Consider the following 23,384-nt stretch of genomic DNA (forward strand, 5'->3'; position numbering starts at 1 on the left):
CAGACACGGATACGCAGGCGTACAGGAGGCTGGTGTGGCAACTCCCGTGTCCGAGATCGCGATCGACCCGGCCGACCTCGACCAGATCCGCGAGCTGGCGCGGCAGCTGCGGGTGGACTCGATCCGGGCGACGACGTCCGCCGGGTCAGGCCATCCGACGTCGTCCATGTCGGCCGCGGACGTGCTGGCGGTGCTGGTCGGACGGCACCTGCGCTACGACTGGGACAGGCCGGACGACCCGGCCAACGACCATCTGGTCTTCTCCAAGGGGCACGCCTCCCCACTGCTGTACGCGGTGTTCAAGGCCGTCGGCGTGGTGTCCGACCACGAGCTGATGACCGGCTACCGCCGTTACGGCCAGCGCCTGCAGGGGCATCCGACGCCGGTGCTGCCATGGGTCGACGTGGCCACCGGCTCGCTCGGGCAGGGGCTGCCCGACGCGGTCGGGGTGGCGCTCGCCGGCCGTTTCCTCGACCGGCTGCCCTACCGGGTGTGGGTGCTGTGCGGGGACAGCGAGATGACCGAGGGCTCCATCTGGGAGGCGCTGGACAAGGCGTCCTACTACCAGCTGTCGAACCTGACGGCGATCGTGGACGTCAACCGGCTCGGCCAGCGCGGCCCGACCGAGCTCGGCTGGGACCTCGACACCTACGCCCGCCGGGTCGAGGCGTTCGGCTGCCGGGCGCTCGCGGTCGACGGGCATGACGTCGCCGCGGTCGACGAGGTCCTCACCGAGGCGTCCGGCTCCGACCGGCCGGTGGTCGTGCTCGCCCGCACCCGCAAGGGCGAGGGCTTCTCCGGGACGGCCGACGCCGAGGGCTGGCACGGCAGGCCGTTGCCGGCCGACCTGGCCGAACGCGCGGTCGCCGAGCTCGGGGGCGAGCGCCACCTGCGTGTCCGCGGCCCACTGCCGCCCGCCGCCGGCCGCCGGCCGCCGCCCGCACCGCCGGCCGAGGTGCGCCTGCCTACCTACCCTCTCGGCGCCCGGGTCGCCACCCGCAGGGCGTACGGGCAGGCGCTCGCCGCCCTCGGCGCCCGCCCGGACGTGGTGGCCCTGGACGCCGAGGTCGGCAACTCCACCTACTCCGAGGACTTCGCGTCGGCCCACCCGGACCGTTTCTTCGAGATCTTCATCGCGGAGCAGCAGCTCGTAGCCGCCGCGGTCGGGTTGTCGGCACGCGGGTACGTCCCGTTCGCGTCCACCTTCGCCGCGTTCCTCTCGCGCGCCTACGACTTCATCCGGATGGCCGCGATCTCGGCGGCGAACATCCGTCTGTCCGGATCGCACGCCGGCGTCGAGATCGGCCCGGATGGCCCGTCCCAGATGGGGCTGGAGGACCTGGCGATGATGCGGGCGGTGCACGGCTCGCGCGTCCTCTACCCCAGCGACGCGACCAGCGCGGCCCGGCTCGTCGAGCTCATGGCCGAGCTGGACGGGGTCAGCTACCTGCGCACGACCCGGGGCGCCTATCCGGTGATCTACGGGCCGGGGGAGTCCTTCACCGTGGGCGGCTCCAAGGTGGTGCGCCGGTCGGACGCCGACGTGGTCACCCTGGTCGGCGCCGGGGTCACCCTGCACCACTGCCTGGCGGCGGCGGACACGCTCGCGGCGGAGGGCGTCCCGGCCCGGGTGATCGACCTCTACTCGGTCAAACCGGTGGACATCGCCACTCTGACGCGGGCGGCACGGGTGACCGGCGGCCGTCTCGTCGTGGCCGAGGACCACCACCCCGAGGGCGGCCTGGGCAGCGCCGTCCTGGAGGCGACGGCCGCGGCGGGGGTACCGGTACGCCTCGCCCATCTCGCCGTGCGCGAGCTGCCCGGGTCGGGCACCCCGGCCGAACTGCTCGCCGCGGCGGGCATCGACGCGGGCCACATCGCGGTGGCGGCCCGGGCCCTGCTGCGCTGACCGGCCGGCCGATGGCGCGGCAGCCGTCGGCGCCGGGAGGGGGTCAGTCGTCCGAACCAGCGGGCGCCGGGGCACCTCCGAACATCATGTCGCACATCGTCAGGTAGAGCCGGTCCGGGCGGGGCAGGAACTGGATCTTCGACAGGGCCTGGTCCTGCCCGGCGGATTCGACGATGAACTCGCCGTATCCGAGCAGCCGGCCCATCGGGTCCCGGTTGTAGGTGAGGTCCGTCACTTTCTCCAGGGGCATGGTCTGCACTTTGCGGAAAAAGATCCCGGACACCTTCAACAAGCGCTTGTCCGTGACCATCAGGTGCTCGAAGTGCCAGTCGGCGACTTTCCACAGCATCCTGAAGATCATGAAAAGCAGGAACCACCAGGGCAGCGACACAACGGACTTGCTGGCGTCCAGGCCATTGAGCAGGATCGTCAACAGGATTGCACCGATGGCGGACGCCAGGGTCTGGAGAAAGACGGGCAGCAGGATGGCCCAGTGCATCCGGACCTTCACGACCAGTCGCTCGCGGGTGGCAAGGTACCTGTCATCCCTGGCGGTGGGGTCAGGGATCCGGATTCTCACCATGATCATAACCTCCCGGGCCGGGCCGTTGGCTCACCCTGTTTCACAGAACGGCGTCGGTGACGAAATTTGACAAACCGTTACCAACGGACTCCAGTCCGTTGATGGCTCGCTCGATGATGCTGGCGGCGCTCGCGGGAAAGCTGACGACGAAGAAAATGACGAACGCGATGAGACCGTATCTGACGATCTTGTCCACGGCGGGCCTCCGGGCCGAAGTTGGGCGGGCTGACCACAAAGTATCGCCGCTTCGCGCCTCAGACGTGCGGAAATCGCGCCTATACGCTCAGGCTTGTGGCCAAGAGGTGGTACGCCGCGTCCGACGTGGTGCGTTGGGGCGAGGAGCGACAGAAGAGTACACCGGACGATCGGACCTGGTTCGAGCGGGACCGCGCGCGTGTCCTGCATTCCAGCGCCTTGCGCCGGCTGGCCGGCAAGACCCAGGTCGTCGGCCCGCTCGACGACGACTTCCCGCGCACCCGCCTGACCCATTCCCTGGAGACCGCTCAGGTCGGCCGTGGCCTGGCCCGCTCACTGGGCGCCGACCCGGACCTGGTCGACGCGGCCTGTCTCGCCCACGACATCGGCCACCCCCCCTTCGGCCACAACGGCGAGGCCGCGCTGGACGCGGCCGCCGAGGGGTGCGGGGGCTTCGAGGGCAACGCGCAGAGCCTGCGGGAGCTGACCCGGCTGGAGGTCAAGGTCGTCGACGTCCGCGGGCGGGACGCCGGCCTGAACCTCACCCGGGCGACGCTGGACGCGTCCCTGAAGTACCCGTGGGCGCGGCGGCCCGACACGCCGAAGTTCGGTGTGTACGCCGACGATCTACCGGTCTTCGAGTGGGTCCGCGACGGCGCGCCGGCCGGCCGGCGCTGCATGGAGGCCCAGATCATGGACTGGGCCGACGACGTGGCCTACAGCGCCCACGACCTGGAGGACGGGGTGGTCGCCGGCCTGATCGACCTGGGCCGGCTGGAGGATCCGGGACGGCGGGCCGAGCTGGTCGCCTCGACCGCGGCCCGCTACCCGGTGGCGCCGCCGGCGGCGGTGGGCGAGGCGCTGGACCGGCTGCGCCGGCAGCCGTGGTGGGTGACCGGGCCGGCCACCACACCGGACGCGCTGCGCGCGGTGCGGACGATGACCAGCGAGCTGATCGCGCGCCTGTGCGTCGCGGCGGTCCGCGCCACCCGGGAGGCGTACGGCGACCCGCCGCTGTGCCGCTACCACGCTGATCTGGTCGTCCCCGCCCCGACCGTCGCCGAGTGCGCGCTGCTCAAGGGGGTGACCGCCTCCTTCGTCATGGACCGCCGGGACGCGCACGAACGCCAGCGGCGCCAGCGGGAGGTCATCGCGGAGCTTGTCGCGCTGCTGCTCACACGCGCGCCGGAGGCGCTCGACCCACTGCTGCGGCCGGCCTGGGCCGCCGCCCGCGACGACGCGGCGAGGCTGCGGGTGGTCATCGACCAGATCGCCCGGCTCACCGACGCCAGCGCGGGCCGCCGCCACGCGCAGCTGACCGGCCGGCGCTGGCCGGCGGTCCTCTGACGGCGTCCCCGCCCTGGAAGCCTGCCCTCGCGCGGACGGCCCCCGGCCGGTGGGCCGCGTGACGGTGCCACGGAGCCGGTGGCGCCGGACGGTGGCGCCGGACGGTGGCCGGCGCGTCGCCGGCCTGTTGGGAGCGTCCGGGACACGGCGTGTTACATGCTGCGGCCGTAAGATCGGCACTGCGGTCCAGATGACAAGTAACATCGGGGAAGAATGCGGGTCTGCGGGGGCCCGGACAGTCTTCCGGAGGGCTGCCTTCCGGAGGGCTGACGGCCGGTGGCGACACCCGGTGGTGACACAAGGTGCGCGCCGGACGGCCTCCGTGACACCAGCCCGCTAGCGCTCCACCCGGGACGCAGGGAGGGACGTGTGGCCGGACGCATCCGTGACGCCGATGTCGCTGCCGTGCGTGACCGCTCGCCGCTCGCCGACATCATCGGCGACTATGTGCAGCTCCGCCCGGCCGGCAGCGGCCAGCTACGGGGCCTGTGCCCGTTCCACGACGAGAAGACGCCGTCGTTCAACGTCCGGCCGCAGGTCGGCGCTTACCACTGCTTCGGCTGCGGCGTCGGCGGCGACGTGATCGCTTTCGTGCGCGCCATCGACGGGCTGTCCTTCCCGGAGGCGGTCGAGCGGCTGGCCCGCCGTGCCGGGATCACCCTCACCTACGAGGGCGGGGGAGTGACCAGCCGCGCGGTCACCAGCCAGCGCCAGCGGCTGCTCGACGCCCACCGGGCGGCCGCGGAGTTCTACGCCGAGCGGCTGGCCGGCGCCGATGCCGGCGACGGCCGGGACTTCCTCGCCGCCCGCGGCTTCGGCCAGGAGGCGGCGGCGCGGTTCGGCGTCGGTTACGCGCCCGCCGGCTGGGACGCCCTCACCCGCCACCTGATGGGCCGGCACTTCACCGCCGCGGAACTCGTCCTCGGCGGCCTGGCCAAGCAGAGCAGCCGCGGCACCCTCATCGACCGCTTCCACCGCCGGCTGGTCTGGCCGATCCGCGACCTCGCCGGGGACGTGGTCGGGTTCGGCGCCCGCCGTCTCGCCGCCGACGACCCCGGGCCGAAGTACCTCAACACACCCGAGACCCCGCTGTTCAAGAAGGCCAATCTGCTCTACGGGGCCGACCTGGCCCGGCGGGAGATCGCCCGGCGGTACCAGGTCGTCGTCGTCGAGGGTTACACCGACGTGATGGCCTGCCACCTCGCCGGGGTGCCGACCGCGGTCGCCTCCTGCGGCACCGCGTTCGGCAGTGAGCACGTGACGGTGCTGCGGCGGCTGCTGATGGACCAGAGCGAGCACCGCGGCGAGGTCGTGTTCACCTTCGACGGCGACGAGGCGGGCCGCAAGGCCGCCATCCGGGCGTTCGAGTTCGAGGAACGTTTCGTCACCCAGACCTTCGTGGCGATCGAGCCGTCCGGGCTGGATCCGTGCGATCTGCGCGTCCAGCGCGGGGACGTGGCCGTGCGCGACCTGGTCGCCTCCCGCCTCCCGCTGGTGGAGTTCGCCATCCGCGGGAAGCTGGCCGGCTTCGACCTCGACACCACCGAGGGGCGGCTGGCGGCGATCGACGCGGCGGCCCCTCTGATCAACAAATTGAAGGATCGGGGGCTACGACACCGTTACGCGGTTAATCTGGATAACTGGCTTGGTTTTCTGGACGAGGAGTTCGTGGTGCGGCGGGTCGCTGAGCATCGGCCACGAGGGGCCGCCGGTGGTACGGCGTCCCTCGACGGCCCTGCCCACGGCCAGGGCGACCACGCGGCGCGCGGCGGTCGCACCGGCGGCCGGGCCGAGCTGCCGCGTCGGCATGACGCCGTCGCGGACGACACTGTCGTGGCGGTGGAACGGGAGGTACTCAAGGTCGCCCTCCAGTATCCGGGACTTGCCGGCCCGGTGTTCGACACGCTCTCCCCGGAGCTGTTCACGGTCCAGGAGCACCGCGCCGTCCGTGAGGTGATCGCTGCCGTGGGCGGTGTGTGCGCCGGTCTGCCCGCCGCCGGTGACGTCCAGACCTGGGTCAAGACGGTGGTGGAGGCGGCCGGGCAGGACGAGCTCCGGCGGTTCGTCATCGAGCTTGCCGTGGAGGCGGTGTTCTGTGACCACGATGTGGACGACCGGTATGTCGATGAGCAGATGTCACGCGTACAGGAGTTGCAGGTGACCCGTCGCATTGCGGATCTGAAGTCGCGTGTGCAGCGGCTCAATCCCGTAACCGACGCCGAGACGTTCAGACGCGCATATGGTGAGCTGATCGCCTTGGAACAGCACAAGCGCCAACTCCGGGAGCGGGGCCTGGGTGCCGCGTAACCTGGGTCGATCCCGAGAAGGAAGTGACGAGATTCCGACCATGAGTCCAGCCGTCCTACCGCGCGAAGCCCAGGTGGACGAGGTCAAGGACCTCATCACCCGAGGCAAGGAGATCGGTTTCCTCACTACCGAGGACGTCACGGTCGCCCTCCAGGCGGCCGAGCTGCCACCGGAGCAGACCGACGCCGTCCTGCAGGTCCTCAACGACGAGGGCATCGAGATCCTCGAGGCGGGTGGGGAGGACGCCGAGGAGAACGACCTGCTCGCCCGGCGTCGCCGTGAGGAGGAGGAGCTGGCGCTCAAGGCGCCGACCTCCGACCCGGTGCGCATGTACCTCAAGGAGATCGGCAAGGTCCCGCTGCTGACCGCGGAGGAGGAGGTCGACCTCGCCAAGCGGATCGAGGCCGGCCTGTTCGCCTCCGAGAAGCTCGCGGCGGCCACCCGCAAGACCGCCCCGCAGATGCGCCGTGATCTGGAGGCGATCGAGCGGGACGGGCAGATCGCCAAGCGCAAGCTCGTCGAGGCGAACCTGCGGCTGGTGGTGTCGATCGCCAAGCGCTACGTGGGCCGCGGCATGCTGTTCCTGGACCTCATCCAGGAAGGCAACCTCGGTCTGATCCGCGCGGTGGAGAAGTTCGACTACACCAAGGGCTACAAGTTCTCCACCTACGCCACCTGGTGGATCCGGCAGGCGATCACCCGGGCCATCGCCGACCAGGCACGCACCATCCGCATCCCGGTGCACATGGTCGAGACGATCAACAAGCTGATCCGCATCCAGCGGCAGCTCCTGCAGGACCTCGGCCGTGAGCCGAGCCCGGAGGAGATCGCCAAGGAGATGGACCTCACGCCCGACAAGGTGCGTGAGATCCTCAAGGTGTCCCAGGAGCCGGTCTCCCTGGAGACGCCGATCGGTGAGGAGGAGGACTCCCACCTCGGCGACTTCATCGAGGACTGCGACGCGGTCGTGCCGGTCGACGCGGCCAGCTTCATCCTGCTGCAGGAGCAGCTCGACTCGGTCCTGCACACGCTCTCCGACCGGGAGAAGAAGGTCATCCAGTTGCGCTTCGGGCTCACCGACGGCCACCCGCGCACGCTGGAGGAGGTCGGCCGGGAGTTCGGGGTCACCCGCGAACGCATCAGGCAGATCGAGTCGAAGACGCTGTCGAAGCTGCGTCACCCGTCCCGCTCCCAGAAGCTGCGCGACTACCTGGAGTAGGCGACCTGCGGGCGGGGAGTGCCCGCGCGGCCGTGTGCGGCACGGGCTGGCTGGTGGTCACTGGCCGCCGGCAGCAGTGGCGCTCAGGCCGACGCGTCCCGACTGTCGCGTCCCGATTGTGTACGATTTGTTACTTTACGTCTTTATCGTGTCCTGATGTCGGCGAACCAGTAGGAGTCGCCTCTGCGGGTCGGAGTGCGGTAGTAGTCGCTTGATGACTTAAAGTGCCCATCATGGGTACTGTGCTGCCTGGTCCTGACGCCCGCAGCGTTCCCGAGCCCTGGAACGGGTCACGGAAACGGTCGAGAGTGTCACCTGCCGTCGTGAGGACGCAGCCGACGCGTCCGCTCGCTGGGCAGGCCGGCGTGGACGGCGCGCCGCCGGACGCATCAGGCTGGCAGCCGCCCGGCCGGCAGCCACCGCGGCGGCGGCCACCCGGCCGACAGCCCACGTTCCGCGGCGGGGGAGAACTGGTCGGACGCGTCGCGCGAGGCGCCGGTGAGTTACTGATCACTGTTGGGTTCGTGGTGGCGCTGTTCGTGGTCTACGAACTGTGGGTCACCGACATGGTGCAGGAGCGTACCCAGAACCGGCTGCGCTCCGAACTGTCCCGGCAGTGGGCGGCCCCGGCCGCGGCAGCCCCGTCGACAGGCCTGCCGCGGCCGGGGGCGGCATCGGCGGACGTCGGTGCCGGGGTGGCCGTGCTGCGCATCCCCCGTTTCGGCGACGGTTACGCCCCGGTTGTCGTCGAGGGGGTGTCGGACGGCGCGCTACGGCGCGGCCCCGGGCACTATCCGGGGACCGCGTGGCCCGGCGAGGTCGGCAACTTCGTCGTGTCCGGGCATCGCACCACCTACGGCCATCCGTTCAGCCGGCTGGACGAGCTACGGGCCGGTGACCCGGTCGTCGTCGAGGTCCGGGACCGCTATTTCGTCTATCGGGTGACGGGCTCGGAAGTGGTCGACCCCGCCCGGACGGATGTGATCCTGCCGGTACCCGGACAGCCCGGCGCACGGCCCGCGAAAAGCCTGCTGACGTTCACCACCTGCAATCCGAAGTACTCGGCCAGCAGCCGCCTGATCATTTTCGGTGAGCTCACCGGCAGCCGACCGAAGACCCCCGGGCAGCCGCCTGGCACGGCTGGGAGGTGACGGGTGTACGGATGGATCTTCCGGCACCTTCCCGGCGGGTTCGCCGTAAGGCTCGCCCTGATGGCAGCGCTTGTCGTGGCGGTGGCCGCCGGCCTGCTCTTCGGCGTCTTCCCGGCCGTCGAGCCCCACCTTCCGCTCACCCGGGTGACCGTTGAGGAATGAGCCACGACGGCCGGCCAGCGCTGACGCGGACCAGCCGGGCCACGGCCATCCGGCGGCGGACGGCGCCGCCCGCCGCGACGGCAGGCCCGGAACAGCACGACGAACAGGACGGAGGCCACCGCGGCCGATGCTGAACACGGGATCGCCGCTGAACACGGGATCGCCGCCGAACACGGGATCGCCGCCGAACACGGGGCCGGCGCCCCGCACCGGTCACCAGCACCCGCTGGTCCGCGCCTGGCCCGTGATCGTCGCCGTGGCGGCGTTCGGGCCGTACCTCATGAACGGCGTGCGCACCGAGCAGGTGGTGGTGTACGGGTCGCTGCTGGCCGGCCTGCCATTCCTCGCGTCGCGGCTGAGATTCGACGGCTGGTACGCGTGTGTCCTGGGCCTGTGGGCGTTCCTGGCATTTTCGGCAATGATCAGCCCGGACGGCCCGGTCATACCCGGCCGTTTTCTTCCGGGCAGCATGCTGTCCGGCGTCGACAACTATCTGTACCCACTGGCCGCGTTGCTCCTGGTGAGCTGCTGGCTGGCGACCGGATATACCCGGCTGGACCTGCTGGACGCCGTGTGCGCGGCTTTTGTCACACTGGTCGCCGGCAACGGGATAATCGCGTTCAGCGGCCTTTTCGTCAATCCGGTCGGATGGCTGCAGAAGTTCTGGGGCTACGGGCCGGCCACCCTGGAGACGACGGTTGCCGTACGCGCCTTCAGCAACGGCCGGCTGACCGGGATCTTCGCGCAGCCGGCCGAGGCCGGTATCGCGTGTGCTCTCGCGCTGTTCGCGGCGCTCTATCTTTTCGCCCGGCCCGGCCGGGACCGGCCGGTGCTGCTCGGCCTCGTCGCCACCCCGGTGTTCGTCGGCGGCGTCCTGAGCGCGTCGAAGATGTTCCTGCTGATCGGTATACCGCTGGCGCTGTGGCAGGCGGTCCGCCAGGGCCGGCGGCTTCGGCGGGTGCTCGTCATCGCCGCCATGGCCGGGCTGTTCAGGCTCGTCCTCACCCAGGTCGACGTGCCACGGTGGCGCGGCGCGTGGATGCTGTCCGCGCTTTTCAGCCGTGGTGACGGCGGCGACGTCGTGGAGAAGTACACGGCGGGCCGGCTGGGGTCGAACGGCGCGTCCGGGATGGTGTTCGACTATGTGCTCGCCACCCGGCCCTGGTTCGGCTACGGCGCCGGCGGGCTCGCCGTGTCGTACGACAGCTCCTGGGTCGAGGTGGTCATCGTCGGCGGCGTGCTCGGAGTGGTGCTGTTCGCGCTCGTGCTGGCCGTCCTGGCCGGCACGTGGCTTGCCGGGCGGCCGGCGCGGTCCGGGCCGCAGCGGCCGTTCGCCACCTCCGTGCTTATCATGAGCGTGGCGGCAACCGCGGGCCTGCCCGCTTTCACGGCCAACCGGGTGGCGCTTTTCACCTGGATTTTCCTGGCGCTTCTCCTGCTCGTCGGCGACGGCCCCCCCGGCGGGCCACGGAAAGCCGCCGGGAAACCGTTGGGCAAGACCGGGCCGTTGGGGAGGGCCTTTTGACAGCCCGGCGCGCGGCCGCCGGGCAGGTTTCCCGCCCGGCGGCCCGTACCTGTCGCCAGCCGCCCGCGCTCAGGTCCCGGCCGGGCCGGGACGCTCGGGAGCCGTGGCTTCCGGGAAGGCGCCGCCGGCCGCTTCCCCGGGCCCGTTGCCCTGGCGTGGCAGCGCCATGGGCGGCGCCGTTCGGGGCAGGCCGCGGCCGCCGGCCCGCCACCAGGCGCCCTGGGCCCCCACGGCCGGCAGGCGGGCCACCCGGAAGCGTTCCGGCGTCCAGTGCTTCAGTTTCAGCGCGTGTTTCTCGACCGCGAGCCAACTGCCCGCGGCGAGCGCCACCGACCCCGCCGTGAACGCGGAGAAGTACACCACCGCGCCGTGCCGGTGCAGCCCGTACAACGCCAGCAGATGCTGCACCGGGGACGAATATATGTACAGCCCGTAGGAGAGGTCGTTGCGCGCCCCGACCCGGTGCAGCGGCAGCCGGACGCCCAGCCACAGGCACAGGTAGGCCAGTGGCGGCCCCAGGACCAGGTGCGGTTCACGCAGGAACATCGAGCCTGTCACGGCGACGGCCGCCACCGCCGCGAGCCGCCCCGACAGCGGCACCCGGTCCCCGTAGAGGAACAGCAGCGACCCACAGAGGAACAGCGGGCCCAGCCGCAGCGCGCCCTCGGCGAGGGGGCTGCCCAGCACGGCGCCGGCGAAGCCCGGCGCGAGGTGGTGGACGACCACCGCGGACCACATGGCGACGGCCAGCCCGGCGACGGCCACCCGCCGCTGTCGCAGCACGCCGAGGACGCCGAGGACGGCCACCCCGAGGTAGCAGAGGAACTCCCACCACAACGACCAGAGCGCGCCGTTCCAGGAGGCTGTGCCCGCCCCGGCCGCCCCGGCCGCCCCGGACACAGCGTCGCCGGCCGGAGTCCCCGAGACGTCGTAGAACCGCATGTGCAGCGTGCTGTTGTCGATGATGTACCGCAGCGGCCCGTGGGGCGCGCCCAGGAAACCGTCGAGCGAGCCGTGGGTGTGCAGCCATCCCAGCGGCGCGAAGAACCCGGCGACGACGACGAGGCAGACCCAGAACGCCGGGTAGATCCGCAGGAAGCGGTGCCACAGGAAACGGGCGGTGCCACGCACCCGCACGTTGCTGCGGGTCACCAGGAACCCGCTGATGACGAAGAACGAGTCGACGGCGAGCGCGCTCACCTCGTACTTCCCGAGCCGGAACAGACCGAATCCGCCCAGTGCCCAGCCATGGGCGATCATGACGAGGACGGCGAACGCCAGGCGCAGGAAGTTCAGGCTGTTGTCGGGGCCGAAGGCGCTCTGGACCGTGGGTTTCCGCGGGCGGTGCGAGCGGGCCGCCGGGCGTGGGCGCGGGCCGGGTACGCCGCGACCGTTCATGATTCCTCCATCCGGCTGCCGGGGGAGACCCGGGCGTCGAGGGAAAGCGCTTCCGCGGGCCCGGGTGGACGCACCCGCCGCCGTGCCCGGCCGTGCCCGGCCCGCCGCCGTGCCCGGCCGTGCCTCACCTGCCGCGGCGTCCAGCTTTTCAGCCGCAGCGCCGGGCGTTCGATACAGAACCAGCTCAGTACCGCCGCGACGGCGGTCACGGACAGGCAGAGCGCGAAATAGGCCACGACGCCGTGCCGCTGCACCCCGTACACCGCCGCGAGCTGCTGGACGGGAAACGAGTAGATGTACAGGCCGTACGAGAAGTCGTGGCCCGCGCCGACCCGGTGCAGCGGCAGCCGGATGCCGAGCCAGATACACAGGTAGGCCAGCGGGAGATTCAGCAGTATGTGCGGATCGTCCAGGAACATCGAGACGGCCAGCACGGCCGCGCAGCCGGCGGCGAGCTTCCCGGAAAGCGGAATCCGGTCGGCGTACAGGTACAGCACACAGCCGGCGAGGAACATCAGGACGAACCGGCCGACACCGCCGGCGAAGACACCGCCGAGCGGCCCCGGAGTGTAGCCGGGCGCCAGTTCGCGCAGCACCACCACGGCCCACAGGCAGGCGGTGACCACCGCGACGAGCGCCCGCCGCCGCTGGATGACACCGAAAATCGCCAGGACGGCGATGCCGAGATAGCACAGGGCGTCCCAGTAGAGCGTCCACATGGAATGGTTCCAGCCGATCGGGATGCCCGAGCCCGGCGGTGGGAAAGGCACCGCGGACGGCGTGCCGGCGACGTCGTAGAAGCGCACCCTCAGCAGGGAGTTGGCGAGCACGTACTGGACCGCCCCGTGCGGCCCGGTGACCGGATAGCCGTCGAACGAGCCCCGCTCGTGCCGCCAGGCCAGCGGCGCGCAGAGAAACGCCACGACCAGCAGGCTCGCCCAGAAACCGGGCATGATACGCAGGGTGCGGTGCCACAGGAAACGGGCCGTGCCACCCACCCCGAGCCGGCTCCGGGTGATCAGAAAGCCGCTGACGACGAAGAACCCGTCCACCGCGACGCTGGCCGGGTCGTAGTCGCCGATCCGGACCAGACCGAACCCGCCGAGCGCCCAGGCGTGCACGACGACGACGGTGAGGGCGAACACCAGCCGGAGGAAATTGAGGCTGTTGTCCCGGCTGAATGCGGTGGCGATGGTCGCTGTTGTCGCTGTCCGGTGTGACACCGATTGTCTCCGATTGCCGCGGTCGTGGCCGGTGCCGTCGGGGAACCGGCTGGGAAATGCCGTCGGGGACCGTCCCGGAAAGTGCCGCCGGGGACCGGCCCGGGAAGTGCTGTCGGGGGACCGACTGGGAGTTATCGTAGCGATAATCGATTGATCTCAAGGTTTCCGACACGCCCGTCGATGCCGGCGGGGAATCCGTCCGGGCCCGTGTGACACTAAAATCGGAAACATGGACGCGAACGCTTCCAGCCGGGCCGTATGGCATCTTTCGGCTGTCTTCGTGGCGATCTTCCAAAGCTTCGCGCAGTGACTCGTTTTCACAGGTATTCCGGTGTATCAGGTTGACGAATGACAGGAAAGGGAAAAATGGATGCGCTCCGCCGGCCCCACCGGCCGTTCCGTTCGATTTCCGGGAAAGTCCGGGGGCGCCGGGTCCTGGATGCCCGCTGGGCCCCGGCGCTGCTCGACGCCACACCGCCGCGGTGGCGCCGGCAGGTGGCGTCACGGCTGCTGTCGCTCGATGCCCGCTACGCCGGCGCGAGTGGGCCGGCGGGCCAGGCCGGCGCTTCCTGGGAGGGGCTCGTGCGGGAGCTGCTGCTGCCCTCCCTCACCGCGGGCATGACCGTGCTGGAACTCGGCTGCGGCCCCGGCCACGCGGCCAGCCGGACCGTGCGCCACGTGGCCGCGGTCGCCGCCGTGGACACCTCGCGGGGCGCGCTCGCCTGCGCCCGCGCGGTCAGCCCCGGCCCGCGTGTCGAGTACCTGACGCCGGAGGAGTTCAACCGGGCGGGGCGGACGGTCGACTTCGCCTACTCCTTCACCCTCACCCGGGACCTGCCCGACGACCTGCTGCGTGGGGCGCTGGAAACCGTCCGTCGCGCGTTGCGGCCGGGCGGCGGCCTGCTCGTTCCCCTCGGCCCCGGCGGCCCGGCCGGTGCCGGTGCCGGTGCCGACCGGACACGCCTGACCAGCCTGGCGCTCGCCGCCGGTCTCGTCGACGTCGGGATCACCGCGGTCCGGCTGTCATCGGCGGGCCCGGGCAGCGCCTCCGGCCAGCCCCTCCTCGACGTCCTCACCGCGCGCCGGCATGCCCCGGCCGGCTCAGCCGGCCCGGCTGGACGGGGCCCCGCCGGGCCGAGCCGGGACACGCCGGCCGAACCCACACCGACGCTGTAGCCGGGTTGGCCGTAGCCGGATTGGCTGTAGCCGGGGTACGGCGCCCCGGCGCAGGTGGCCGCCACCGTGGGTCAGGCGGCAGGCCCCGCGCGCCAGCCCGCGTACCGGCCGCTGGCCACCGCCGTGCGCCGACCGCTCCTGTCCGGTCCGGTCGGCGCACGGCGGAGGAGGCTCGGCCGGCCCGGCGGGGCCGCGCCGATCACTGTGCCGACGACAGGACGGTGGCTGTCGCGGTGGGTGTAATGGGCGTAATGGGCGCGGTATCCAGGGGGTAGACGGCTTCCTGCGGTGCCGCCGCGGGGGTGCCCAGCAGACGGATCATCTTCTCGTGCCAGGCCCGGTGCAGGCAGAACGCCAGCCCCTGCCAGCCGTCCCGCCAGCCGCTCCTGAACACGTACATGTAGACGAACGTCACCACCATCTTGCAGGGCAGCAGGGGGAGGACGACGTCGCGGGCGATGGCCCGCGACAGCGGCCTGCTGCTCGTCGCCCGGTCGGGGCCGAGCACCCGCCGGAGCTGCCGCAACGGTCCGCTAGACGTGCCGCGGCGGCGTGCCTCCAGCTCCGCGTAGGTGATGTGTTTGTGCAGCCAGCAGGCCAGGCCCTTGCTGTCCTGGTCGATGACGTCGTGTTCGAGGGGCAGGATCGTGCCGTTGACCGACGGGCGTTCGCTGAACTCCTCGGCGGTGGCGAACGAGGCGGACCGCCGGTCGAGCAGCCGGGCCTGCCAGCTGTTGGCGTACCACCCGCAGTGGGCTATCCAGCGGCCGAGGAAGAAGAACCGGCGCCGGTGGGTGTAGGCGGCGCAGTCCTCCCGGCCGAGCCGTTCGGCGATCTCCGCCGCGAGCGCGACGGGCACCCATTCGTCGGCGTCGAGGAAGTACACCCAGTCGTGCTGGACGCCGGGCTGGCGCATGGCCCATTCGCGCTGGCCGGCAAAGCCGCGCCAGGGCTGTTCCCACACGGTGGCGCCCAGCTCCCGGGCGATCTGCGGTGTCCCGTCGGTGGAGCCGGAGTCGACGACCACCACCTGGGCGCACCAGCCGGCCGAGCGGACCGCCCGGGCGATGTCCCGGCGTTCGTCCCGGGCCAGGATGATCGCGGTGACCGGCACGGACCCCGGTGGCGGCGTGAGCGCCGCGCCGGCTGTGGCGGGGGCCGCGTACGGCACCGGCGACCGGGACGGCCGCGCCGCGGGCCGGATCATGACGTCGCCTCCGTCGCGCCCAGCATCCAGTCGAAGTAACGGTCACGGTCGAACGGGTTGCCCGGCTCCGGTGGCACCCGGGTCTCCAGCGCCCGCCGGATCGCGTCGGCGATGTCGTCCGGATGCTCCTGGGTGAACGGTACGAGGGCGCCGCCGGCGACCTCCCGGTTGTGCGGCGTGTCATGGGCGACGACCGGCTGCGCCGCCAGCCGTGCCTCGGCCAGCGGGTAGCCGAACGACTCGATGCGGGTGGGGTAGATGGTCGCCCACGACCGCCGGCGGTACCGCGCCACCTCGGTGTGCGTGATCCGGCCGATGAAACGCAGATGGCGCGCGTCGCCGAGCCCTTCGGCACGCGCCTCCCACGGGGTCGCGGTGACCAGCACCTCGATCTCCGTCCGGTGGCCGCGCCGGACGATGTCCACCGCCTCGTCGACGGTCCGCAGGATGTCGCCCATCCGCTTCCACCGGGCGAAGAGCACCGGGCACAGGAAGACCTCGGGCCTGCGGCCGGTGACCGGTTCGGGTGCCATCGACAGCGGGTTCGGGCGTACCGAGATGCGCGACGACAGATCCGGGGCGGTCATGGCGACCCGCCGGGCCATGCCGGTGGTCGGCACCACGATCATGTCCGAGCGGCGGGCGGCCTGGCGCACCACCTGGGCCTGCCACGGGATCTCCCGGTCGACCCGGCCGCCGAGCTTCCTGATCTCCTCGGGATCCAGGAAGTGCTGCGGCTGGTGGAGCAGCAGCCAGCGCCGGGCCGGCGTCACCACGAACCCGACGTTGTTGAGGGAGACCACCCGGCGGTGCCTCCACGGCCGTTCGCGCTGGATCAGCCAGGCCGGGCTGACCGGCTGGTCCCGGCCGATGACGCGGACGTCCGGGCGACGGTTGTCCACGAGATAGCTCTCGAGCTCGAGAAGCAGCCGCCGGGCGCCGCCCATCCGCGCGCCCGCGCAGTCGACGAGGACGGTGCCGGTGTTCTCAGTCTTCATGTTCTCTGGTTCTCATGTGTGTTCCCGGTTTTCTCGGGTGGGCCGGTACCCGGGTTCTCAGGCCGCTTTTTCCGGCGCGCCGAGCAGCCAGTTGAAATAGCGGTCCGGGTCGAACGGGTTGACCGGCTCCGGGACGAAGGTGGTGTTCAGGGCGCGGTGGATGGCCGCGGCGATTTCCGCCGGCTCCTCCCGCTGGTACGGGACGAGGACGGGACCGGCGATGTCACGGTTGTGCGCGATGTTGCGCGCCACCACCGGCAGCGCGGCCAGCCGCGCCTCGGCCAGCGGATATCCGAACGACTCGATCCGCGTCGGGTAGATCAGCGCCCGGCACCGGTTCTGGTGGTGCGTCAGCTCCTGCGGTGTCAGCCGGCCGACGAAGTCCAGGCGGCCGGTGGGGCCGAGCCCGTCGGCGGTGGCCTCCTCGCGGGTGGCGGTGACGACGACCCGCAGGTCGGCGCCGGTTTCGGCGGCCAGCGTCGTGACCGCCTGGTCGACCAGGCGCAGTAACGTCGCCATGGCCTTCCACGGCGAGAACAGCACCGGGCACAGCAGCAGGTGCGGCTCGCGCGGCTGGGCGGGGGCGGCCTGCGGCATCGACAGCGGATGCGGGCGGACGGTCAGCCGGGACACCAGGTCCGGGACCGCGTCGAGAACCCGTTCGGCCATGCTGGCGGCCGGTACGACCACGAAGTCGGCGCGGCGGGCGGCCTGCCGGACGATCCTGGTCTGACGGGCCATGCGGGAGTCCAGCCGGGTGCCGATGAGCTCCAGTTCGGCCGGCCGGAGAAAGTGCAGCGGATTGCGCAGCAGCACGTAACGCGAGCCGGCGGTCGCCGCGAACCCGACGTTGTTCAGGGAGATCACCCGGGCGAACCGCCCCAGCCGTTCCCGCCGGGCGAGCCAGGTCGCGGTGATCGGCCGGTCGCGTCCGATCACCCGGACGTTGGGGCGCTCGACCCTGGCCAGATGCCCGTCGAGCTCGAGCAGGAAACGCAGCGCGCCGCCCATGCGGGCACCGGCGCAGTCGACGAGGACGGGTCCGTCGTCCGCCGGCGGCGGCGTCCCCGTGGTTCCGAATCCGGTTGTGACGTCCATGATCGCCCCACTTCTCTCCTCGGCCGGCCCGGAGAACTCCCGGCCCGGCAATCGGATGGCCCGGAAAACACCCGGTCCGGAAGGCCTCCGGTCCGGGAGCCGGCCGGTTGTGCGAACTGGCGGTTCCACGGGAACGGGAGGGTCCCGGAAACCCGCCGGCGGCGGCCGGGTGAGCCGGCCGGGCCGCTTCGGGTCATGTGCCGGGCACGTCGGCGCTCCCGGGTGCCCACCGCTGTTCCCGCGCTTCCCGCGTTTCCCGCGCCGGTGGCCGGGCCGGCTGGTAACGCTGGTCCACCGTCACCCCCTTGCCGCGGGCGCTCAGCAGCGTTTCCGGGGGGACGACGGTCACCGACACCCGCAGCCGGTCGCCCACCCGTTCCTGCAGGAGGCGGCGGGCCCGGGCCAGGTCGCCGGCCCCCGGCGGCCGGGCGGCGGCCACCCGCAGCTCCACCTCGCCGCGGCGCTCCTGACGGAACTGGAACCGGTCGAAGACGGCGAAGGCGCTGTCGTGGAAGTTCAGGGCCGCGGTGGAGATGGGCTCGTCGTCCGCCCCGTAGACCAGGGACTGGTCCCAGCGCCCGCGGACGTCGGTGAGCACCGGGAACGACGAGCCGCACACGCAGCGGGCGCCGTGCGGGCCGGCGGGCAGCAGGGTGCCGGCGTCCTCGGTGTCATAGCGCACCAGCGGCATGGCGGCGTTGGTCATCCCGGTGCCGACGATCCGTCCGTCGACGACCTCGGTGAGGCCGTAGGTGGGGGCGAGATGGTAGGCGCCGGGGCGGGCGGGGCACTCACCGGCGAACACCACCTTCTCGCTCTGCCCGTACCAGCGGACCACCGGTGCCGCGAAGACCTCCCGGAAGAGCGCCACCTGCCAGTCGAAGGCCCCTTCGCTGGCCAGCAGCACCGCGCGGACGCGGCTGAGCGCGCGGTGCGGCCCGGTCCGCGCCACCCAGTGGGCGAACGGCGTGACCGCCGACGGGTACCCCCAGATGGCCACCGGGCGGAAGTCGCCGAGCCGCTCCAGCAGATCGGCGAAGGTCCGGTCCGACAGGTGGAACGGGGAGACCAGGAAGTGGTTGTACGTCGGCTGGAACAGGACGGGCCGGCCGGCGAAGCCCGCGCCGAGGCTGCCGCCCCGGAAAGTGATCTTCGGGTCGGTCGGCCGCACCCCCGCCCGTCCCCACACGTGGGCGATGTGGGCCCACTCGGTGAAGAACGACGCGTAGGAGATCCGCAGGTCCAGCGGCTGCCCGCCGGTGCCGCCGGTGGTGACCCGCCGGGCGGGCACCCGAGGGCCGGTGAAGGAGCCGGCAAGGCCGCGGACGGTCTCCTTGCCCAGCACCGGAAGCCCGTCGAGCCGGCCCTCCAGGCAGGCCTGGAGATACTCCGGGCGTTCCCGGTAGTACGGCACCGACCGGCCCCAGCGCCGGTGGAACCGGGCCAGCCGGGACACCTGCCACTGGTGGACCTCGGCCGCGTCGGCCGCCTCCAGCCTGGCGAGCGTGCGCAGGTGGCCGCGCACCAGCGGGCTGGCGCAGGCGGCGTCGAACACGGCGGCGGCCGCCCGGGAGCCGAACACCGAGCCCGCCCGCGCCGGGACCGCCCGCGCGGCCGCCTTGGCGGCCGTCCGGGAACACGTCCATGCGGACGCCGGTGGGGACGCCGGTGGGACCGCCCGGGCCCGGGTCATCGGGCCACCGCCGGCGGTGGCCGATGTTCGACGTACCCCTGCCAGGCGAAGTGCGGCTCGGCCCGCAGGACCGTCTCGACCGGCAGTGAGCCGAGGCGTCCCTGCCACGGGCCGTGGTCGGAGATGATCTCGATGTCACGCCAGTCACCACGGGCGAGTGGCAGGGCGCGGCAGGTGAACGCCTGGCGGACCACGGGCACCCGGTCGGGGTCGAAGCCGAACAGGTACGTCGCGGCCGCGTCGACCGCGGCCGGCGTGGTCCCGCAGGCCAGTAACCGGGCGGGCAGCGGGTCGGGGTTCATCGGGCCGTTGCGCTGCCCGGCGATCACCCCGTCCACGATGACGATGTGCCGCCGGCCCGGGTCCGGGGTGTCGGCCACGGTGCCGTCCGGCCGGCCGTACTCCAGGATCTTGTTCAGGTCGAGGCACATGCGCCACACCGTGTCGTTGCCCCACCAGTTACCGCTGCGTACCACGGTGTCGCCGTCCCCGAACAGCTGGCTGCCGCGGTGGCGGGCCAGCCGCAGCATGCCGCCGCCCAGGCGGGGGGAGAGCATGGCCACCCGGCGCAGCCTGGTGGCCGCGGCCCGCTCGAGCGAGTGCCGGGAGCTGCGGCTGGGATGCTCGTCGCCGCCGGTGCCGGGCCGGCCCTCGGTGTGGTGCGGTAACCAGTTCTTGTCCGCGTTGATCCCGACCAGGTTCTTCAGGGCGAGGGTGATCCCGGCCTTCTTGTGGCTTTTCAGCTTGGGGAGGTTCACCACGAGGTCGGCCCGCAGGGCCGTGCCGGAGAGCAGGTACTCGTGCCGGCCGCCGCTGTGGTGGGAGTTCACCACCCGGCTGTCGTAGTCGGCCCCGTAGTAGCGGCCCGCGCCGCCGTGGCCGACGAACTCGCTGGCCGCGGCGAGGTCGAAGGCGATCGCGCCGCCGGGGTCGCCCGGCAGCCGGCGGCGGGCCACCACGACGTCGTCGACCGTGGTCCACTCCTCCTGGCGCAGGTCGACCAGGTCGAGGCGCAGCCCGCGTTCCCGGTAGAACCGGCGCAGCTCGTCCAGGCCGAGCAGGCTCACGATCGCCGTGAAGGACGAGTCGGTCTGCGGCGCGTCGGCGATCACCACCCGGCCGGCGCTCCCGACCGCGGCGAACGCGTAGTCGGCGACGGCGCGCACCACGGAGCCGTGGGTGAGCACGTACCGCCAGCCCTGCGGGTCCCGCGGGTGGCGCTCACGTACCAGGTTGGGCTTGAGCACGACCGTCCCGCCCGGGGGGACGAGGCCGGCCAGCGGGTTCCAGCGTGCGGTGTCCACGTTCGCCGCGTCCAGCCCGGCCAGTGCCAGGGCCCGGCGGACGCCGGCGTACACCGGGTTCGCCGCCGGGCCGAGGTGCCCGTGCGCGTACTCGGGATACGCGGTGTCCGGGGAGAAGGGGACGACGTCGGGATAGGACGCCGTCCGCGTCCGCGTGACCGCCACCCGGTACGGGGCGGTGATGTTCTCTGGCATTCCCGGCATGTCCGGCCTTATCGGTAGGAGTGCCTCGGCCGTGGGGGTGCCGCCACGGCCGAGGCGGTCGGGTGTCGCGCGTACCGGCCTGCGAGTGGATGGTCGGTAGATAGCGGACGGTGGTGCATCTAACCTCAGAGTAACGACTCTACTACGGAATGCGAGGACTGGATCGGGTGTGTCGTATCACCGGGAAGCCGCGCCCTGGTCGGGGTGTGGCGGCACTGCGCGCGTTCGGGGCTGGCGCGTCGGTGCTGCCGGTGTCGTCGGTTCCGCACCTTTCTCGAGCACAATGTGTGACATGATGAACTCCATACGTAATGATCGTCGCGCGCGGCGGGCCGGTCATGCGGGCCATACCGGCCAGGCCGGTGACGTTCTGCTACTTGCCCCGTCGCTGGGACTCGGCGGCGGCATCGAGCGCTACCTCGCCACGGTCGAACGGGCACTCGACGGGTCGGGCGCGCGGGTACGCAGGGTGGACCTGCTGGCCCCCGGCCGCCGCCCCACGCTTGCGGCAAAGGCCGACTTCGCCGCCCGCGCCGTGCTCGCCGCGCGGCGCCACGCGCCCATCCGCTGCCTGCTGGTGGGGCATCCCGGCCTCATCCCGGTGGCGGCGGCGGTCACGGCCGCGGCCCGGCCGTCGCGCTCGTTCGTCGCGTTCTACGGCACCGACATCTGGGGCACCCGGCCGCTGTCCCGGACACTGCTCACCAGGCTCTCCCGGGCCCGGCCGCTGACGATCAGCAGCTTCAGCGCGGGCGCCATGCTGTCGCTGGGCGTCCCCGCGGTGCTGCCGCCCGGCATCGACCCCGGCTGGCGGCAGACCCTGCTGCGCACCCCGCGGCCGGCCGCGGCGGACCGCGTCCCGGTGGTGCTCACCGTCTGCCGGCTGCCGGAGTGGCGCGGCAAGGGCGTGGCGGAGCTGGTCGAGGCGACCCGCCGGGCACGCGAGCGCGTCGGCGCGGTGCGCCTGGTCGTGGCGGGCCAGGGCCCGGCGCCCACCGAGCTCGTCGACCTGCTCGCCCGGGCGGACACCGAGCTGTACGTCTCGCCGCCCGACGCGCAGCTGGCGCGGCTCTACGGGGCCGCCGACCTGTTCGCGCTGTGCACCCGGACCAGGGTGCGCACACCCAGCAGCGGGGAGGGCTTCGGCATCGTGCTGGTCGAGGCGCAGCTCGCCGGCTGCCCGGTCGTCGCGCCGTTCTCCGGCGGCTCGTCCGACGCCTACGTCGCCGGGATGACCGGCTGGTCACCGGTGGACGAGTCCGCCCCGGCCCTGGCCGAGCTGCTGGGACAGGTGCTGTCGGACCGGGGCCGGCTGGCCGAGTCCGGCGGGCGGGCGCGCGAATGGGCACGGATGGTGACCGACCCGGAGGCCTACGCCGAGCAGACCCGCCGGATCCTCCTCGGCCGGGACGCGCCGGCCCCGGCCGAGGAGGCCCGTCCCGGCGTCCTGGCGGGCTGAGCGCTCCTCATGACGACGACACCGGGACGTCGCGGTGACGGCCGTGACGGCCTGGCGGTCGTTCAGTTCCGCGGGACGCTGCCGCCGCGCGTGGGGACGGGCTCACCGCTGCCCGCCGGGCGCGGCGGCCGCGGCGGGCGCGGCACGTTGCTCACCGCTGCCCGCCGGGCGCGGCGGGCGCGACATGTTGCTCATGGTCACGCTCGCCGCGTGCGGCGGCCAGGTCGGCGTCCACCATCATCGCGACCAGGGCGCGGAAGTCGACGGCCGGCCGCCAGCCCAGCAGGTCCCGCGCCCTGGACGCGTCCCCGACGAGCACGTCGACCTCGGCGGGCCGCAGGAAGCGCGGGTCCTGGACGACGTACGGGCCCCAGTCGGCTATGCCGACGTGGCCGAACGCGACGTCGAGCAGGTCGCGCACCGAATGCGTCTTCCCGGTGGCGATGACGTAGTCCTCGGGAGTGTCGCGCTGGAGCATCCGCCACATGGCGTCGACGTAGTCGCCGGCGAACCCCCAGTCCCGCCGCGCGTCGAGGTTGCCCAGCGCGATCTTCTCCTGCGCCCCGAGCGCGATCCGGGCGACCCCTCGGGTGATCTTCCTGGTCACGAACTCGGTGCCCCGGCGCGGGCTCTCGTGGTTGAACAGGATGCCGGACACGGCGTGGGCGCCGTACGACTCGCGGTAGTTGACGGTGATGTAGTGGCCGAAGGTCTTCGCGACCCCGTAGGGGGAGCGCGGGTGGAAGGCGGTGGTCTCCCGCTGCGGGGTCTCGCGCACCTTGCCGAACATCTCCGAGCTCGACGCCTGGTAGAAGCGGACGCGCGACATCTCGTCCGAGGTGGCTATCCGGATCGCCTCGAGCATCCGCAGGACGCCGATGCCGGTCGTCTCCCCGGTCAGCTCCGCCTGCCGCCAGGACAGGCCGACGAAGGAGATCGCGCCCAGGTTGTAGACCTCGTCGGGCTGGGCGGTCTCGACCGCGCCGATCAGGGACGGCAGGTCGGTCAGGTCGCCCTCCAGGAGACGGACCCCGGGCAGTATCTTCTCGACCACGGCGACCTTCGGGTTCGACTGGCCGCGGACCAGGCCGAACACCTCGTAGCCCTTGCTGAGCAGAAGCTCGCCCAGGTACAGCCCGTCCTGGCCGGTGATGCCGGTGATCAGAGCGTGTGGCATGCGGTGACACCCTCTTTCTGTTACTTCAAGTACGCGATATATTGCGCAT

18 protein-coding genes are annotated in these 23,384 nt (G+C 72.2%); 8 read left to right on the forward strand and 10 right to left on the reverse strand.

The genetic code is table 11. The features are described 5' to 3' along the window. Positions 1–34 precede the first annotated feature (34 nt). Positions 35–1,909 (forward strand): transketolase, encoded by a 1,875-nt coding sequence (locus NBW84_RS02100; RefSeq protein ID WP_250281173.1) that lies wholly within the window; start codon positions 35–37, stop codon positions 1,907–1,909. A gap of 43 nt (positions 1,910–1,952) precedes the next feature. Here the strand turns inward: NBW84_RS02100 and NBW84_RS02105 are convergent, their stop codons facing one another. Both NBW84_RS02105 and NBW84_RS02110 read right to left on the reverse strand, forming a co-directional pair. Beyond that, positions 1,953–2,492: a PH domain-containing protein gene (locus NBW84_RS02105; protein WP_250281174.1), complete on the reverse strand. Its 540-nt coding sequence runs from the start codon at positions 2,490–2,492 to the stop codon at positions 1,953–1,955. Between the two features lie 40 nt (positions 2,493–2,532). After that, positions 2,533–2,688, reverse strand: a complete 156-nt coding sequence (locus NBW84_RS02110; RefSeq protein WP_250281175.1) for a hypothetical protein — start codon at positions 2,686–2,688, stop codon at positions 2,533–2,535. A 95-nt stretch (positions 2,689–2,783) separates the two neighbouring features. Between NBW84_RS02110 and NBW84_RS02115 the strand changes: the two genes are divergently transcribed. From NBW84_RS02115 to NBW84_RS02135, 5 genes are all read left to right on the forward strand, one after another. After that, positions 2,784–4,034 carry a deoxyguanosinetriphosphate triphosphohydrolase gene (locus NBW84_RS02115; protein WP_250281177.1) on the forward strand — a complete coding sequence of 417 codons (1,251 nt, stop codon included), beginning with the start codon at positions 2,784–2,786 and terminating at the stop codon, positions 4,032–4,034. A gap of 369 nt (positions 4,035–4,403) precedes the next feature. Then, positions 4,404–6,341 (forward strand): DNA primase, encoded by a 1,938-nt coding sequence (gene dnaG, locus NBW84_RS02120; protein ID WP_250281180.1) that lies wholly within the window; start codon positions 4,404–4,406, stop codon positions 6,339–6,341. Positions 6,342–6,381: 40 nt separating this feature from the next. Continuing rightward, positions 6,382–7,560 (forward strand): RNA polymerase sigma factor, encoded by a 1,179-nt coding sequence (locus NBW84_RS02125; protein ID WP_250281182.1) that lies wholly within the window; start codon positions 6,382–6,384, stop codon positions 7,558–7,560. Between the two features lie 323 nt (positions 7,561–7,883). Further along, entirely contained in the window at positions 7,884–8,711 is an 828-nt protein-coding gene (locus tag NBW84_RS02130; RefSeq protein ID WP_250281184.1) for a class E sortase, read from the forward strand. A 289-nt stretch (positions 8,712–9,000) separates the two neighbouring features. Then, positions 9,001–10,398: a hypothetical protein gene (locus NBW84_RS02135; protein WP_250281186.1), complete on the forward strand. Its 1,398-nt coding sequence runs from the start codon at positions 9,001–9,003 to the stop codon at positions 10,396–10,398. Between the two features lie 69 nt (positions 10,399–10,467). On the opposite strand, the gene NBW84_RS02140 is transcribed toward NBW84_RS02135, so the two are convergent. Continuing rightward, positions 10,468–11,796 (reverse strand): acyltransferase family protein, encoded by a 1,329-nt coding sequence (locus tag NBW84_RS02140; protein ID WP_250281188.1) that lies wholly within the window; start codon positions 11,794–11,796, stop codon positions 10,468–10,470. Continuing rightward, positions 11,793–13,019, reverse strand: coding sequence for an acyltransferase family protein (locus NBW84_RS02145; protein ID WP_250281191.1), 1,227 nt, complete (start codon positions 13,017–13,019; stop codon positions 11,793–11,795). The genes NBW84_RS02140 and NBW84_RS02145 overlap by 4 nt, the downstream gene beginning before the upstream one ends. Positions 13,020–13,385: 366 nt before the next feature. Here NBW84_RS02145 and NBW84_RS02150 point away from each other — a divergent pair, with 366 nt between their 5' ends. Further along, on the forward strand, positions 13,386–14,195 hold the full coding sequence (locus NBW84_RS02150; protein WP_250281193.1) for a class I SAM-dependent methyltransferase: 810 nt from the start codon (positions 13,386–13,388) through the stop codon (positions 14,193–14,195). A 199-nt stretch (positions 14,196–14,394) separates the two neighbouring features. On the opposite strand, the gene NBW84_RS02155 is transcribed toward NBW84_RS02150, so the two are convergent. The 5 genes from NBW84_RS02155 to NBW84_RS02175 form a co-directional block, all read right to left on the reverse strand. Beyond that, on the reverse strand, positions 14,395–15,402 hold the full coding sequence (locus NBW84_RS02155; RefSeq protein WP_250281195.1) for a glycosyltransferase family 2 protein: 1,008 nt from the start codon (positions 15,400–15,402) through the stop codon (positions 14,395–14,397). Beyond that, positions 15,399–16,400, reverse strand: a complete 1,002-nt coding sequence (locus tag NBW84_RS02160) for a glycosyltransferase (RefSeq protein WP_250281198.1) — start codon at positions 16,398–16,400, stop codon at positions 15,399–15,401. The genes NBW84_RS02155 and NBW84_RS02160 overlap by 4 nt, the downstream gene beginning before the upstream one ends. Positions 16,401–16,457: 57 nt before the next feature. Then, complete coding sequence (locus NBW84_RS02165) at positions 16,458–17,498, reverse strand: glycosyltransferase (protein ID WP_250281200.1); 1,041 nt, start codon at positions 17,496–17,498, stop codon at positions 16,458–16,460. Positions 17,499–17,691: 193 nt separating this feature from the next. Next, on the reverse strand, positions 17,692–19,191 hold the full coding sequence (locus NBW84_RS02170) for a phenylacetate--CoA ligase family protein (RefSeq protein WP_250281203.1): 1,500 nt from the start codon (positions 19,189–19,191) through the stop codon (positions 17,692–17,694). Further along, entirely contained in the window at positions 19,188–20,699 is a 1,512-nt protein-coding gene (locus NBW84_RS02175; RefSeq protein WP_250281205.1) for a DUF362 domain-containing protein, read from the reverse strand. Before NBW84_RS02175 ends, NBW84_RS02170 begins: the two co-directional genes overlap by 4 nt. Positions 20,700–20,991: 292 nt before the next feature. Here NBW84_RS02175 and NBW84_RS02180 point away from each other — a divergent pair, with 292 nt between their 5' ends. Then, on the forward strand, positions 20,992–22,158 hold the full coding sequence (locus NBW84_RS02180; protein ID WP_250281206.1) for a glycosyltransferase family 4 protein: 1,167 nt from the start codon (positions 20,992–20,994) through the stop codon (positions 22,156–22,158). A 151-nt stretch (positions 22,159–22,309) separates the two neighbouring features. On the opposite strand, the gene gmd is transcribed toward NBW84_RS02180, so the two are convergent. Then, positions 22,310–23,335 carry a GDP-mannose 4,6-dehydratase gene (gene gmd / locus NBW84_RS02185; protein WP_250281208.1) on the reverse strand — a complete coding sequence of 342 codons (1,026 nt, stop codon included), beginning with the start codon at positions 23,333–23,335 and terminating at the stop codon, positions 22,310–22,312. Positions 23,336–23,384 lie beyond the last annotated feature (49 nt).

Source organism: Protofrankia sp. CiP1_Cm_nod2 (assembly GCF_920664355.1).
Classification (GTDB): Bacteria; Actinomycetota; Actinomycetes; order Frankiales; family Frankiaceae; genus Protofrankia.

Excerpts from the sequence above, each read along its gene's own strand:
- gmd (WP_250281208.1), bottom strand. The coding sequence starts at position 23,335 with ATGCCACACGCTCTGATCACCGGCATCACCGGCCAGGACGGGCTGTAC.
- NBW84_RS02175 (WP_250281205.1), bottom strand. The coding sequence starts at position 20,699 with ATGCCGGGAATGCCAGAGAACATCACCGCCCCGTACCGGGTGGCGGTC.
- NBW84_RS02135 (WP_250281186.1), top strand. The coding sequence starts at position 9,001 with ATGCTGAACACGGGATCGCCGCTGAACACGGGATCGCCGCCGAACACG.
- NBW84_RS02125 (WP_250281182.1), top strand. The coding sequence starts at position 6,382 with ATGAGTCCAGCCGTCCTACCGCGCGAAGCCCAGGTGGACGAGGTCAAG.
- NBW84_RS02180 (WP_250281206.1), top strand. The coding sequence starts at position 20,992 with ATGATGAACTCCATACGTAATGATCGTCGCGCGCGGCGGGCCGGTCAT.
- NBW84_RS02140 (WP_250281188.1), bottom strand. The coding sequence starts at position 11,796 with ATGAACGGTCGCGGCGTACCCGGCCCGCGCCCACGCCCGGCGGCCCGC.
- NBW84_RS02160 (WP_250281198.1), bottom strand. The coding sequence starts at position 16,400 with ATGAAGACTGAGAACACCGGCACCGTCCTCGTCGACTGCGCGGGCGCG.
- NBW84_RS02170 (WP_250281203.1), bottom strand. The coding sequence starts at position 19,191 with ATGACCCGGGCCCGGGCGGTCCCACCGGCGTCCCCACCGGCGTCCGCA.
- NBW84_RS02150 (WP_250281193.1), top strand. The coding sequence starts at position 13,386 with ATGGATGCGCTCCGCCGGCCCCACCGGCCGTTCCGTTCGATTTCCGGG.
- NBW84_RS02105 (WP_250281174.1), bottom strand. The coding sequence starts at position 2,492 with ATGGTGAGAATCCGGATCCCTGACCCCACCGCCAGGGATGACAGGTAC.
- NBW84_RS02165 (WP_250281200.1), bottom strand. The coding sequence starts at position 17,498 with ATGGACGTCACAACCGGATTCGGAACCACGGGGACGCCGCCGCCGGCG.
- NBW84_RS02155 (WP_250281195.1), bottom strand. The coding sequence starts at position 15,402 with ATGATCCGGCCCGCGGCGCGGCCGTCCCGGTCGCCGGTGCCGTACGCG.